We start from the raw sequence: 15,355 nt of genomic DNA, 5'->3' as shown, positions 1-15,355 counted from the left end.
ACGCAGATGGACAACGCGTTCGCTCCGGACCTCCCCGCCGACGACGGCATCGAACCGATCGCCATCGTCGGGCTGGCCGCGCGGCTGCCCGGCGCCGCCGACGTCCACGAGTTCTGGCGCAACCTGGTCGACGGCGTCGAGTCGGTCACCGAGCTGACCCGCGAGGAGCAGATCGCCCGCGGCGTCCCGGTGGAGGAGGTGGACGACCCGGGCTGGGTCAATCGCTCCCCGCTGATCGACGGCTACGACGAGTTCGACGCCGGGCTGTTCGGGATGACCGCCCGGGAGGCCGAGGTCACCGACCCGCAGCACCGGCTGTTCCTGGAGACCTGCCACACCGCCCTGCAGGACGCCGGCTACGACCCGTCCCGCTACGAGGGGGCGGTCGGCGTGTACGCCGGCACCGGCGCCGCCTCGTACCTCAACCGCAACGTGCTGCGCAACAAACGCGTCGGCGGCAACCCGCACAGCGCGGTCTCCATCGCCACCAGCAACTCGCCCAACTACGTGGCGACCAACGTGTCGTACCGGTTGGACCTGCGTGGGCCCAGCCTCACCGTGCACACCGCCTGCTCCACCTCGCTGGTCGCGTTCCACCTGGCCTGTGAGGCGCTGCGCAACGGCGAGTGCGACATGGCCCTGGCCGGCGGGGTCAACGTCGAGCTGCCGCACGCCGGCTACCTCGGCATGGACGGCTTCACCTCGCCCGACGGCCGGTGCCGCCCGTTCGACGCCGGCGCGAACGGCACCGTCTGGGGCAGCGGCGTCGGCGTCACCCTGCTCAAGCGCCTCTCCGACGCGATCGCCGACGGCGACACCGTCCGCGCGGTGGTGCTCGGCAACGCCATCAACAACGACGGCGCCGGCAAGGTGGGCTTCACCGCCCCCAGCGTCGACGGGCAGATGGAGGCGATCGCGCAGGCGGTCGGGATGGCCGGCATCGATCCGCGCACCATCAGCTACGTCGAGGCGCACGGCACCGGTACCGCGATGGGCGACCCGATCGAGGTGGCTGCCCTCTCCGCCGTCTACGCCGAGGACACCGACGACCGGGGCTGGTGCGGGATCGGTTCGGTGAAGTCCAACATCGGCCACCTCAGCCAGCCCTCCGGCATCGTCAGCGTGATCAAGACGGTGCTGGCGATGGAGCACGGCCTGATCCCGCCCACCATCAACTACGAGACGCCGAACCCGGCGATCGACTTTGCCGACACCCCGTTCTACGTGGCGAACACCCTCACCAAGTGGGACACCGACGGTGGGCCGCGCCGGGCCGGGGTCAGCTCGTTCGGCATCGGCGGCACCAACGCCCACGTGGTGCTGGAGGAGGCGCCGGTGGCGCACCGGGCCGAGCGGCCGGTCCGCCCGGCCCACCTGCTCCAGGTCTCGGCGAAGACCGCCACCGCGCTGGACGCCGCCGTGCAGCGGCTCGCCGACCACCTGGCCGGGGTCACCGACGGCGGCCCGGAGCTGCTCGCCGACGTGGCGTACACCCTGCGGTCGGGCCGCCAGGAGTACCCGCACCGGGCCGCGGTGGTCGCCACCGAGCTGACCGACGCGGTGACCGCGCTGCGTACCCCGCGCCGCCGGCAGGGCGGCGCCGTCGACGGCCCCGCCCCGCGGGTCGGGTTCCTCTTCTCCGGCCAGGGCTCCCAGTACGCGGGCATGGCAGCCCAGCTGTACGCCGAGGAGCCGGCCTTCGCCGCCGCCGTCGACGAGTGCGCCGAGCTGCTCCGCGCCGACCTGGGCCTGGACATCCGCGACCTGATCCTGGGCCGTGACCCGGCGGCGGGGGAGAAGCTCACCGAGACCCGGTGGACCCAGCCGGCCCTCTTCGTGGTCGAGTACGCCCTCGCGACGCTCTGGCAGCGGTCCGGAGTACGGCCCGCCGCGATGCTCGGCCACTCGATCGGCGAGTACGTGGCGGCCACCGTCGCCGGCGTGCTGGACCTGCCGGACGCGCTGCGGGTGGTCGCCGCCCGGGGCCGGCTGATGCAGTCCCTGCCGGCCGGGTCGATGCTCGCCGTCGCCCTGGACGAGTCGGTGGTCGCCCCGAAGCTGCCCGAGGGGCTCTCCATCGCCACCGTCAACGGCCCCGGCACCTGTGTGGTGGCCGGCGAGAGCGCCGCGGTCGCGGCGTTCGCGGAGAGCCTCGGCGGTAAGAACAAGAGCAAGGCGCTGCGCACCTCGCACGCCTTCCACTCGCCGATGATGGAGCCGATCCTCGCCGAGTTCACCGCGCTGATGGCCACCGTGCCGCTGCGCCCGCCGGCGATCCCCTTCCTGTCCAACGTGACCGGCACCTGGATCACCGACGCGCAGGCCACCGACCCGGCGTACTGGGCGGCGCATCTGCGTCAGCCGGTGCGCTTCGGCGCCTGCGTGGCCACCCTGCTGGCCGAGGGCACCTGGGCGCTGCTGGAGTGCGGCCCGGGGAAGCAGTTGGCGAACCTGGCCCGGATGCAGGTCGCCAAGGCCGCGCCGGCGCAGCGGGCGCTGACCCCGCTGGGCAGCCTGCCCGGCCCGGGCGACCCCACCGGCGAACTGGCCACCCTGCTCGCCAGCGCCGCCGCGCTCTGGTGCGCCGGCGTCGGCGTCCGGTTCGACGCCGACCCGGCGGCCCGGCGGGTGCCGCTGCCCACGTACCCCTTCGAGCGCCGCCGTTACTGGGTCGACCCGGACCCGGTGGAGGAGGCGGCGACCGCGCCGGTGGAGACGGGCCCGCGCCCGCTGCCGGAGTGGTTCGCCGTGCCCGTGTGGCGGCAGTCCGCCGCCGAGCCGCGGACCGCGCCGCTGGGCCGCTGCCTGGTCCTCGCCGACGGCCCGCGTGGCGACGCGCTGGTCGCGGCGCTGCAGGCGGCCGGCGACGAGCCGGTGGTGGTCCGCGCCGGCGACGGCTTCGCGGCGGTCGACGGCGGCTACCGGCTGCGCCCCGGCGTCCGGGAGGACCACGACGCGCTGGTCGCGGCGGTGACCGCCGACGGTCTGCCGGAGCGGCTGGTGCACGCCTTCGCCCTCGACTCCGCGCCGGCCGGCACCGACATCGCCGCCGGCTGGGCCGCCCAGGAGCGCGGCTTCCTCGACGCCCTGCACCTGGTGCAGGCGCTCGCCGGGGCGGGGCTGACCGCCGACGAGCGGCCCCTCACCCTGGACCTGGTCGCCTCCGGCATCGGCGACGTCACCGGCGCCGACCTGGTCCGCCCCGAGCACGCCACCCTCGCCGGTCTGGTCCGGGTGCTCCCGGTCGAGCTGCCCGGGCTGACCGTCCGGCTGGTTGACGCCGATCCCGCCGCCACCGGCGCGGACCCCGTCGCCGCCGAGCTGCGCCGCCCGGTCGACCCGGAGCGCGCCGAGGTGGCGCTGCGCGGCACGCGCCGCTGGCTGGTCGGGTACGAGCAGGTCACCGTGGACGCAGAGGGCGAACCGGGCGCGCTGCGCGACGGCGGCCGGTACCTGGTCACCGGCGGTGTCGGCGGCATCGGCATCACCCTGGCCGAGGACTTCGCCCGACGACACCGGGCGAAGCTGGTGCTGCTGTCCCGCTCCGGGCTGCCCGCCCGCGAGGAGTGGGACGAGCACCTCGCGGTGCACGGCGGCGCGGACCGGGCCGGCCGGGCCATCGCCGCGATCCGCCGGATGGAGGCCGCCGGGGCCGAGGTGCTGGTGCTCGCCGCCGACGTCACCGACCCGGCCGACCTGCGGCGGGTGCGGGCCGCCGCCGAGGCCGCGTACGGGGGGATCGACGGCATCGTGCACGCGGCCGGCCTGCCCGGCGGCGGCATGGCGGAGGTCAAGGAGCGCGCCGAGGCGGAGCGGGTGCTCGCGCCGAAGCTCGCCGGCACCCTGGCGCTGGCCCAGGTCTTCGGCGACCTGCCGCTGGACTTCGTGGTGCTCTGCTCCTCGATCACCGCGGTGATCGGCGGCTTCGGGCAGGTCGACTACTGCGCGGCCAACAACTTCCTCGACGCGTACGCCCGCTCCGGAGCCGGCTTCCGGGCGCCCGTCGTGTCGCAGAACTGGGGCGGCTGGGCCGAGGTGGGCATGGCGGTGGAGACCGACTCCCCGGCCGGGTTCCGGGCCGCGGGACGGGACACCGTCACCAGCCCGGTGGCGCACCCGGTGCTCACCACGAAGGTGGTCGGGCCGGACGGGACCGTGCTGCACGGTCTGGTCTCCGCCAGCACCCACTGGCTGCTCGACGAGCACCGCATCGGCGGGGTGCCGGTGGTGCCGGGCACCGCCCACCTCGAGTCGGTCCGCGCCGCGGTGGTCGCCGCGCTGCCCGCCCCGGCCGACGACGCCGCGGTGGAGCTGCGCGACGTGGTCTTCCTGGAGCCGTTCTCGGTGCCGGACGGCACGGTCGCCCAGTACCGGGTCGAGCTGACCGGAAGCGACGACGGCGTCGACTTCGCCGTCCGCAGCCTCGCCGCCGGCCAACTGCGCACCCACGTGCGGGGCGCGGCCGGCTGGACCACCGAGGCCGCGCCGCCGGCCCGGATTCCCACGGTCGCCGGCCGGCGGGTCGACGACGACGCCTCCTTCGGCCGGGGCCGCACCAGCATGCTCACCTTCGGGCCGCGCTGGGCGTCGCTGGCCGAGCACCGGCTCGGCGAGGGGGAGGAGCTGGCCCGGGTCGAGGCCCCCGCCGAGGCGGTCGGCGAGCTGCCCGGGTGGGGGCTGCACCCGGCGCTGCTGGACGTGGCCACCGCCTTCGGTCGGGGCCAGGGCTCCGGCACCTACCTGCCGCTGTCGTACGGCCGGATCGTGGTGCGCGGGCCGCTGCCGGCGGTGTTCCTCAGCCACCTGCGGCACCGCCCCAGCACCACCGACGAAGTGGTCGCCGCGGACCTGTCCCTGGTGGACGCCGGCGGCCGGGAACTCGTCGCGATCGGCGACTTCGTGCTGCGCCGGGTCGACCAGGGCGCGGTGACCGGCGGGCTGGCCACCGCCGCCGCACCGGCGGGGGAGGCGGCCCCGTCCGGCGCGCCCACCGAGGACATCCGCCCGGTGGACGGCGCGGAGGCGTTCCGGCGCAGCCTCACCGCCGGCCTCGGCGCCCAGGTCGTGATCGCCACCCGGACCGTGGCGGACATCCGCCGCCGCGCCGCGCGGGTGACCACCGACAGCCTGGCCGGAGACCAGGAGCCGACGGCCACCGCCCCGGCGGCGTCCGGCGGCGGCTCGGCCGCCCCGCGCACCGAGCTGGAGGCCACCATCGCCGGGGTCTGGCGGGACGGGCTCGGGGTCAGCGAGGTCGGGGTGGATGACGACTTCTTCGCCCTCGGCGGCAACTCGCTGGTCGCCGTGCAGCTGATCGCCGCGATGCGCAAGGCGACCGGGGTGCGGCTGCCGATGCGCAGCCTGTTCGAGACCCCCACCGTCGCCGGCCTCGCCGCCCGCATCGAGGAACTGCGCGCCGCCGCCCCCGCCGACGAACCGGCGACACCGGCCACCATCCCCGCCATCCCGCGGCTACCCCGCGGCTGACGGCCGAGAAACAGGAGTGACAGAGCAATGAGCGACACGATCGCCACCCTGCCGGTGGTCGTCGAGAACGACGGCACACCGCTGACCGAGCTGATCGACCGGCGGCGGGCCGAGCTGCGCGCCACCCTGGCCGAGCACGGCGGGCTGCTCTTCCGCGGCTTCGACGTGGGCGGGGTGGACGGCTTCGACGCTTCGGTCCGGGCGCTCTCCGGCGAGCCGCTCACCTACACGGAACGGTCCTCGCCCCGGCACGCCATCAAGGGGAAGGTCTACACCTCCACCGACTATCCGCCGGACGAGGAGATCTTCCTGCACAACGAGAACTCGTACCAGGCGCGCTGGCCGTTGACGCTGTTCTTCTACTGCATCACCGCCCCGGACACGCTGGGCGCCACTCCGCTGGCCGACATCCGCCGGGTCTACGCCGAGATCGACCCGGCGGTCCGGGAGGAGTTCGTCCGGCGGCGCTGGATGCTGGTGCGCAACTTCCACGCCGACTTCGGCGCCCGCTGGCAGGACGTGTTCGGCACCGACGACCGTGCCGAGGTCGAGGCGTACGCGGCGGCCAACCGGATCGCGGTGGAGTGGATCGGCCGGGACGGGCTGCGTACCCGGGCGGTCCGCGACGTGGTGCACCACCGGCCCGGCTCGGACGCCCCTCGCTGGTTCAACCACGCCACCTTCTTCCACCTGAGCACCCTGCCGAAGGACTACCAGGAGGGGCTGCTGGCCATGTTCGGCGCGGACGGGCTGCCGTCGAACACCTACTACGGCGACGGCGGCGAGATCCCGGCCGACGTCATGGACCACCTGCGGGCCGCGTACCGGGCGGCCAGCGTCCGCTTCGACTACCAGCGCGACGACGTGCTGGTGGTGGACAACATGACCGCCGCGCACGGCCGGGAGCCGTTCACCGGTCCCCGCCGGATCGCCGTCGCGATGGCCGAACCGCACACCCCCGAGACCGCTGGAGAGAAGTGATGGCCGAAGCCCGATTCCTGGTCGTGCGCAACGACGAGGAGCAGTACTCGATCTGGTCGGCCGACCGCGAGCTCCCCGCGGGGTGGCAGGACGCCGAGTTCGCCGGCACCCGCGAGGAGTGCCTCGCCCACGTCGAGACCGTCTGGACGGACATGCGCCCCCGCTCGGTACGGGAGGCCGTTTCATGACCCGCGAGTGGACCTTCCCGGCCTCCTTCGCCCAGGAGCGGGTCTGGATGGCCAACCAGCTCGACCCCGCCTCGCCGGTCTACAACATCTCCGCCCCGTTCATCTTCCCCGCCGAGCTGGACACCGACGCCGCCGGCGGGGTGTTCCACCAGGTCGTCGCCCGGCACGAGGCGCTCCGTACCCACCTGCGGGTCGACGACGGCGCGCTGGTCCAGGTGGTCCGGGAGCACGAGCCGGTCGACCTGCCCGTCCACGACCTGCGGGAGCTGCCCGCCGACGAGCGGATCGGCCGGTACGAGGCGCTCCGCGACGAGCTGGCCCGCACCCCGATCCCGCTGGACTCCCCGCCGCTGTGGCGGGCCCGGCTGATCCGCCTCGACGATGCCTGGACGCTGCTGTTCGTGGTGCACCACGCCGTGTTCGACAGCCACTCGGCGGTGCTGCTCCGCGCCGAGCTGACCGCGTTCAGCCGGGCCGCGGTGACCGGCGCGCCGGCCGCCGTGCCCGAGCTGCCCATCCAGTACGCGGACTTCGCCGTCTGGCAGCGCGGCCAGCTCACCGGCGCGGAACTCGACCGGCAGCTCGCCTTCTGGGCCGACCACCTGGGCGGCGCGCCGCTGGTCAGCGGGCTGCCGCTGGACCGGCCCCGCCCGGCGCAGCTCGGCTTCGCCGGCGACGAGGTCCGCTTCGACCTGCCCGCCGGGCTGCTCGACCGGGTCGGCCGGCTCGCCGCCGGCTCGTCGGCCACCCCGTACATGGTGCTGCTGGCCGGGTTCGCGGCGCTGCTGTCCCGGATCTCCGGCGATCCCGACGTGGTGGTGGGCGTCTCCACCGCGGGTCGGGACAGCGCCGAGCTCACTCCGCTGATCGGCATGTTCGTCAACCCGGTGGCGTTGCGCTGCGACGTGGGCGGCGATCCCACCTTCGCCGAGTTGGTGGGGCGGGTCCGCGACGGTCTGGTCGACGCGATGGAGCACGGGCAGACCCCGTTCCAGCGGATCGTCGAGGCGGTCGCGCCGGAGCGGGACCCGTCGGTGCAGCCGATCTTCCAGACCGCGCTGAACTTCATCCCCGACTCCGGCCTGGACCCCGCGGAGCTGGGCACCACCAAGGACGACCTGGCCCTCGACATCACCACCGGGGAGAGCCGGCTGGTCTACCGCACCGCGCTGTTCGACCGGGCCACCGCCGAGACGGTGGTCACCCGCTACGTCCGGCTGCTCGCCGCCGCCGTCGACGACCCGGCGTCACCGGTCTCCGCGCTGCCGCTGCTCGACGACGCGGAACGCGACCTGGTGCTGGGCTCCTGGAGCGGCGTGGGCACCACCGGCCCGCTGCCGACCGTGGTCGAGCAGGTGCAGCGGCAGGCCGCCGCCACCCCGGCCGCGCCCGCCCTGGTCTGCGACGGCGTCACCCTGACGTACGCCGAACTCAACGGGGCCGCCAACCGGCTGGCCCGGGTGCTGGTGTCGCGCGGCGCCGGCCCGGAGTCGCGGGTGGCGCTGGCCCTGCCCCGCTCCTGCGAGCTGGCGGTGGCGATCCTGGCCGTGCTGAAGGCCGGCGCCGCCTACGTCCCGGTCGACACCGGCTACCCGGCCGGGCGGATCGCCTACCTGCTCGCCGACGCCGCGCCGGCGCTCGTGCTCGCCGTGCCGCAGACCGCCGCGCTGGTCCCGGCCGGCGCGCTGGTGCTCGACGGCGAGGTCGGCGCCGACCATTCCGACGCCGACCTGACCGACGCCGACCGGGCCGCCCCGCTGCGCGCCGGGCACCCGGCGTACGTGCTCTACACCTCCGGCTCCACCGGCCGTCCGAAGGGCGTGGTGGTGGAACACCGGGCGGTCGCGGCGTACCTGACCTGGGCGCGGGAGACATACCCGGGGCTCGCCGGGACGGCGCTGCTGCACTCGCCGGTCTCCTTCGACCTCACCGTGACCGGCCTGCTCGGCCCGCTCACCGCCGGCGGCACCGTCCGGCTGGCCGCGATCGACTCCCCGGCCGCCCGGGTCGGCGGCCCGCCGGCCTTCCTCAAGGTCACCCCGAGCCACCTCCCGCTGCTCGACGCCGACCTGTCGCCCACCACCGACCTGGTGATCGGCGGCGAGGCGCTCACCGGCGAGCAGGTGGCGCAGTGGCGGGCCGCGCACGCGGGCGTGGCGGTCGTCAACGAGTACGGCCCGACCGAGGCGACGGTCGGCTGCGTGGCCGCCCGGATCGCGCCGGGCGAGCCGGTGGCCGCCGGGCCGGTGCCGATCGGCCGCCCCACCGCGGGCGCCCGGGCGTACCTGCTCGACGCCGCGCTCCAGCCGGTCCCGTCGGGCGTGGTCGGCGAGCTGTACATCGCCGGTGACCAGCTCGCCCGCGGCTATCTCGACCGGCCGGGCCGCACCGCGGAGCGCTTCCTGCCCTGCCCGTACGGCCCGCCCGGGCAGCGGATGTACCGCACCGGCGACCTGGCCCGCCGGCGCGCCGACGGCACCCTGGACTATCTGGGGCGCCGCGACGACCAGGTCAAGGTGCGCGGCATGCGCATCGAGCTGGGCGAGATCGAGGCGGTCATGCTGGCCCACCCCGAGGTCCGCGAGGCGGCGGTGGCCGTGCGCACCGAATCGGGGGAGCCCGCGCTGGTCGGCTACCTGGTCGGCACCGCCGACCCGACGGCGCTCGCCGCCGAGCTGGCCCGGGAGCTGCCCGCCCACCTGGTGCCGGCCGCGCTGGTGCCGCTGGACGCGCTGCCGCTGACCCCGAACGGCAAGCTGGACCGGGCGGCGCTGCCGGCCCCGCCGGACGCGGTGACGGCCGACGCCTACCTGCCGCCGCGCACCGACGCGGAGACCCTGGTCGCCGAGGTGTACGCCGAGATCCTCCAGGTCGAGAAGGTCGGCGCGCTGGACGACTTCTTCGCCCTGGGCGGCAATTCGCTGCGCGGCATGCGGGCGATGGCCCGGATCCGCGCCGAGGTGGACGTCGACCTGCCGATGCGGGCGTTGTTCAGCAGCCCGGTGGTGGCCGACCTGGCCGCCGAGATCGAGCAGCGGATCGCCGCCGAGCTCGACGAGCTCTCCGACACCGAGGTCGCCGCGCTGCTGGCGGCGGAGAAGGACACTCCCGCATGACGGACCTGAAGGATCCCGCCCGCGACGCCGCCCGCGCCGCGCTGATCGCCCAGCGGCTGCGCAGACGGCAGGCCACCCCGGCCGCCCGCGTCACGCCCCGGCCCGAGGGCGCCGAGGTGCCGCTGTCGTACGCCCAGGAGCGGGTCTGGTTCATGGATCAGCTCGCTCCGGGCGAGGCGGCGTACCACATCGCCGTGCCGCTGCGGGTGCGTGGCCCGCTCGACGTCACGGCGCTGCGCGCCGCCCTGGCCGGACTGACCGCCCGGCACGAGTCGTTGCGGACCCGCTTCCCCGCCGACGCCGACGGCCGGCCCACCGTGGTCGTCGCGGACGCCGTCGAGGTGCCGCTGACCATCGTGGACGCCCCGGACGCCGCCGCCGCGCAGGCGCTGGTGGACGCCGCCGCGGCGGAGCCGTTCGACCTGGCCACCGGCCCGCTGCTGCGTGCCCTGCTGATCCGGCTCGCCGACGACGACCACGTGCTCTTCCTCGGCAAGCACCACATCGTCGGCGACGGCTGGTCGGTGGACGTACTGCTGCGCGACCTGATCACCCTCTACCGGGGCGGCCAGCCGCCCGCCCTGCCCGTCCAGTACGGCGACTTCGCCGTCTGGGAGGGCCGGGAGCTCGACGGGCCGGCGGCCCGGGGGCACCTGGACTGGTGGAAGTCCCGGCTCGCCGGGATCACCCCGCTGGAGCTGCCGACCGACCTGCCCCGCCCGGCCACCCAGACCTACCGGGGCGACTTCGTCGAGTTCCAGTTGGACCCGGCGGAGACCGAGCGGCTCACCGCGCTCAGCCGGGCCGGCGGCGGCACCCTGTTCATGACGCTGCTCGCCGCGTACCAGGTGCTGCTGGCCCGGCACGCCGGCCAGGACGACTTCGCCGTCGGCGCCTCGGTGGCCGGCCGTTCCGCCCCGGAGCTGGAGAACGTGGTCGGCATGTTCATCAACATGCTGCCGCTCCGCGCCGAGCTGGCCGGCGATCCCACCTTCACCGAGCTGCTGGCGCGCACCCGGCGCAGCGTGCTGGACGGCTTCGAGCACGCCGAGGTGCCGTTCGCGAAGGTGGTCCACGAGCTGGGCCTGCCCCGCGACGTCAGCCGCTCGCCGGTGTTCCAGGCCATGTTCGTGCTGCAGAACTACGAGATGGGCCGGTTCACCGGGGTGTCCGGCGACACCGACGTGACGTTCGAGTGGACGCCGATGGAGCTGCGGGCCACCCGGTTCGACTTCGAGCTGCACGCCGTGGAGACGCCCGACGGGCTCTGGGGCAAGCTGGTCTTCAACACCGACCTGTTCCGCCGGGACACCGTGCAGCGGTTGGCCCGGCGCTGGTGCACCCTGCTGCGCGCGGTGCTCGCCGACCCGGACGTCCCGGTCTCCGCGCTGGACCTGCTCCCCGCCGACGAGCGGGAGCTGCTGGCCGCCTGGAACGACACCGCCGCCGACTTCCCGACCGCCCAGACCCTGCACGGGCCGATCGAACAGCGGGCCGCCCGCACCCCCGACGCGGTGGCGGTCACGATCGACGGCCGGTCGGCGACCTACGCGGAGCTGAACGCCGCAGCGAACCGGATCGCGCACCGGCTCCGCGCGGCCGGCGTCGGCCCGGAGACCCTGGTCGGGGTCTGCGCCGAACGCTCGGTCGAGCTGGTCGCCGGGCTGCTCGGTGTGCTCAAGGCCGGCGGGGCGTACCTGCCGCTGGACCCGGAGTACCCGGCGGACCGGCTGGCGTTCATGGTGGACGACGCCGCCGCGCCGGTGGTGCTGGTGCAGGAGCGCCTGCGCGACGTGCTGCCCGCGGTCGGCGCGACCGTGCTGGCGTTGGACGACGTGGCCGTCTGGGCCGACCAGCCGAGCACCGACCCGGTGCCGTCGGCCGGCCCCGAGCACCTCGCGTACGTCATCTACACCTCCGGCTCCACGGGCCGGCCCAAGGGGGTGCCGAACACCCACCGGGGCATCGTCAACCGCCTCGACTGGATGCAGAAGACCTACCGGCTCGGCGCCGACGACGCGGTGCTGCAGAAGACGCCGGCCAGCTTCGACGTGTCGGTGTGGGAGTTCTTCTGGCCGCTGCGGGAGGGCGCCCGGCTGGTGCTGGCGAAGCCCGGTGGGCACAAGGACGCCGGCTACCTGCGTGACCTGCTGGTCGCCGAGCGGATCACCACCGCCCACTTCGTCCCGTCGATGCTGACCGTCTTCCTGGCCGAGGAGGGGATCGGGGCGGCGACCGCGCTGCGCCGGGTGATCTGCTCCGGTGAGGAGCTGCCGCTGGCCACGGCGGTGGAGTTCACCGCCCGGCTGCCGCACTGCGCGCTGCACAACCTGTACGGCCCGACCGAGGCGGCCATCGACGTCAGCGCCTGGCACTGCGACCCGGCCGTCCTACCCGGGCTGACCGGCGTGCCGATCGGCGCGCCGATCGCCAACCTGCGGTTGCACGTGCTCGACGAGCGGGGCGACCCCTGCCCGGTCGGGGTGGCCGGCGAGCTGCACATCGGCGGGGTCGGCCTGGCCCGCGGCTACCACCGCCGGCCGGCGCTGACCGCCGAGCGGTTCGTGCCGGACCCGTTCTCCTTCGAGCCCGGGGCGCGGCTCTACCGCACCGGCGACCTGGCCCGCTGGGTCATCGACCCGGCGGGCGGCGCCGTGCCGGCGGCGGCCGGCGGGCCGAGCCGGCCCGCCGGGGTGATCGAGTTCCTCGGCCGGATCGACCATCAGGTGAAGCTGCGCGGCCTGCGGATCGAGCTGGGCGAGATCGAGAGCGCCCTGCGCGAGCAGCCCGACGTGGCCGAGGCGGCGGTGATCGTCCGGGAGGACACCCCCGGCGACAAGCGGCTCACCGCCTACCTGGTGGGGGCGGCCGAGCACGCCACGCTGAAGGCGGCGCTGAAGCAGACCCTGCCGGAGTACATGGTCCCGGCCGCGTTCGTCACCCTCGACGCGCTGCCGCTGACCCCCAACGGCAAGCTGGACCGCCTGGCGCTGCCCGCCCCGGTGGTCACCCGGGAGACGTCGGTGGCGCTGGTCGCGCCGCGTGACGACACCGAGCGGCTGCTCGCCGGCATCTGGTCGGAGGTGCTGGGCGTGGCGACGCTCGGCATCGACGACGACTTCTTCGACCTGGGCGGGCACTCCATGCTCGCCACCCAGGTGGTGGCGAAGATCCGCAGGGCGGAGCACGGCGGCCGGGCGGTCGGCGTGATGGACCTGTTCCAGCAGCGGACCATCCGGGAGCTGGCCGCGTTCATGTCCGGCGACGCCGAGGCCGACGGGCCGCGCCGGCTGCTCTACGAGCTGACCGGGCCGATCCCGGCGGCGAAGCGGGTACTCACCTACGTCTGCGTCCCGTACGGCGGGGGCAGCGCCATCGTCTACCAGCCGCTCGCCGACGCGCTGCCCGACGGGTACGCGCTCTGGTCGCTGGCGATCCCCGGGCACGACGTCGGGCTCTCCGAGGACGGGCTGCCCTTCGACGAGCTGACCGGCCGGGTCGCCGAGGAGATCCTGGAACGGATCGAGGGGCCGGTCGCGCTCTACGGCCACTGTGGCGTGGGCAGCGCGATCGTCGCCGAGGTGGCCCGCAGGGTGGAGGCCGCCGGACGGGAGCTGGAGGCCCTCTACATCGGGGCGATGTTCCCGTTCGCCCGCCCCAAGGGGGCGTTCGCGGCGATGCGCAACCGGCTGGAGCAGCTGCGCAGCAACCGGCACTACGCCAGCTGGCTGAAGTCGATGGGCGTGGACACCGACGAGCTGGAACCGGAGCAGGCCGACCGGATCATCAGCAACATGCGGGCCGACTCGCGGGCGTCGGAGGAGTACTTCACCGGCCTGCTCGACCGGGGCGCGGCGAAGCTGCGTACCCCGATCGTCTCGGTGGTCGGCTCCGAGGACCCGGTCACCGACTACCACACCGAGCGGTACGCGGAGTGGCAGTTCCTCAGCGACACCCTCGGCCTGGTGGTGCTCGACCAGGCCGGGCACTTCTTCCTCAAGTACCGCGCCGAGGAGCTGGCCGAGATCGTCACCCGGGTGCACCCGGCGGTGCGGGCCGGGGACGTCTCAGCGCTGACCGCCGACGCCCGCGAGGAGGACGCCGGCTGGGTGGTCGCCGACCACCAGCGGGTCGGCGTCGACGAGGTGCCGGGGAAGGCGGTGGTGAAGCCGAGCATGGGCCGGTTCGTCGCGATCACCGCGGGTCAACTGGTCTCCAGCACCGGCTCGGCGCTGACCGCGTTCGCCCTGCCGATCTGGCTTTTCACCCGGACCGGCTCGGTGGCCGACCTGGGCCTGCTCTGGTCCCTGGCGCTGATCTGCGGCGTGCTGACCCTGCCGGTCGCCGGTGCGATCACCGACCGGGTGAGCCGGCGCGGGATCATGATGATCGCCAGCTCCGTCGCCGGGTCGATCCAGCTGGTCCTCGCCGCGTTGCTCTGGACGGACAACCTGGTCCTCTGGCACATCTACACCCTGGTGGCGTTGAGCCAGGTCGCCGGGTCGTTCCAGCGGATCGCGTTCCAGTCCGCCGTGCCGCAGCTGGTGCCGAAGCGCTACCTCGGCCACGCGATGGGCATCACCCAGCTCTCCACCGGCGTGGCGATGCTGCTCATGCCCGTCTTCGCCGCCGGCCTGCTCGCCGCGATCGAGCTCAAGGGCATCCTGCTCATCGACGTGGCGAGCTACCTGGTGGCGGTGGTGACCCTGGCCGTGGTCCGCTTCCCCGACCTGCTCGGCTGGCGGCCCCGGGAACGGCTGCTGGTGGCGATCGCCAACGGGATGCGCTACTCCTGGCAGCACCGGGGCTTCCGGCTGATGCTCGGCTACTTCGCGCTGGGCAACGTCTTCCTCGCCCCGGCATTGGTGCTGACCACCCCGCTGGTGCTCTCCTTCGGCACCGCCACCCAGCTCGCGCAGGTGGCGCTGGCGGAGGCGCTCGGCGGGGTCGCCGGCGGCGTGCTGATGTCGGTCTGGGGCGGCCCGCGGCACCGGCGGATGATCGGCGTGCTGCTGGGCAACCTCGGCACCGCGATCGGTTGTGTGCTGATCGGCCTGGACGCCTCGGTGGCGATGATCTCCGTCGGCGTCTTCTGGCTGGCCTTGGCGATGACCACCGCCCAGTCGATCTACGCGACCATCGTGCAGGTCAAGGTGCCGCAGCGGTTCCACGGCCGGGTGTTCAGCCTGAACCAGACCATCACCTGGTCGACCCTGCCGATCGGGTTCGCGCTGCTCGCCCCGGGCGCGACCGCGCTGTTCGAGCCGATGCTCGCCCCCGGCGGGTCGCTCGCCGGGTCGGTGGGCGCGGTGCTCGGCACCGGTCCGGGCCGCGGCATCGGCTTCGCGTACGTCTGCTTCGGCGCCGCCCTGGTGCTGATCACCGTCGGCGGCTTCGCGATCCGGATGCTGCGCCGCTTCGACCTGGAGGTGCCGGACTCGCTCCCCGACGACCTGATCGGGGCCCAGGAGCGGCAGCGGCGGCTCGCGGAGCGGGCGGCGGTGGCGCAGGAGGAGCGGGAGGCGGTGCCGGTCTGACCTCGCGGCGGGGGGACCTCCGGCCTTCCGGAGGTCCGCCCGCGCG

Annotated in this window: 5 protein-coding genes; all 5 read left to right on the top strand. The window is 74.8% G+C overall.

The genetic code is table 11. The features are described 5' to 3' along the window. Positions 1-6 precede the first annotated feature (6 nt). Genes AC5RWQ_RS10800 through AC5RWQ_RS10780 form a run of 5 tightly spaced genes read left to right on the top strand, consistent with a single transcriptional unit; the run spans position 7 to position 15,309 of the window. A complete protein-coding gene (locus tag AC5RWQ_RS10800; RefSeq protein ID WP_494282589.1) occupies positions 7-5,487 on the top strand; it encodes a type I polyketide synthase in 5,481 nt (1,826 codons plus the stop codon). A 27-nt stretch (positions 5,488-5,514) separates the two neighbouring features. Beyond that, positions 5,515-6,468: a TauD/TfdA family dioxygenase gene (locus tag AC5RWQ_RS10795; RefSeq protein WP_494282588.1), complete on the top strand. Its 954-nt coding sequence runs from the start codon at positions 5,515-5,517 to the stop codon at positions 6,466-6,468. Next, positions 6,468-6,656, top strand: coding sequence for an MbtH family protein (locus AC5RWQ_RS10790; protein WP_494282587.1), 189 nt, complete (start codon positions 6,468-6,470; stop codon positions 6,654-6,656). The genes AC5RWQ_RS10795 and AC5RWQ_RS10790 overlap by 1 nt, the downstream gene beginning before the upstream one ends. Beyond that, positions 6,653-9,772, top strand: coding sequence for a non-ribosomal peptide synthetase (locus AC5RWQ_RS10785; protein WP_494282586.1), 3,120 nt, complete (start codon positions 6,653-6,655; stop codon positions 9,770-9,772). The genes AC5RWQ_RS10790 and AC5RWQ_RS10785 overlap by 4 nt, the downstream gene beginning before the upstream one ends. After that, positions 9,769-15,309 (top strand): amino acid adenylation domain-containing protein, encoded by a 5,541-nt coding sequence (locus tag AC5RWQ_RS10780; RefSeq protein WP_494282585.1) that lies wholly within the window; start codon positions 9,769-9,771, stop codon positions 15,307-15,309. The genes AC5RWQ_RS10785 and AC5RWQ_RS10780 overlap by 4 nt, the downstream gene beginning before the upstream one ends. Positions 15,310-15,355 lie beyond the last annotated feature (46 nt).

Source organism: Micromonospora sp. BS32, assembly GCF_059089345.1.
The sequence above is the reverse complement of the archived record's forward strand: the minus strand, read 5'-3'. Positions and strand labels throughout refer to the sequence as shown.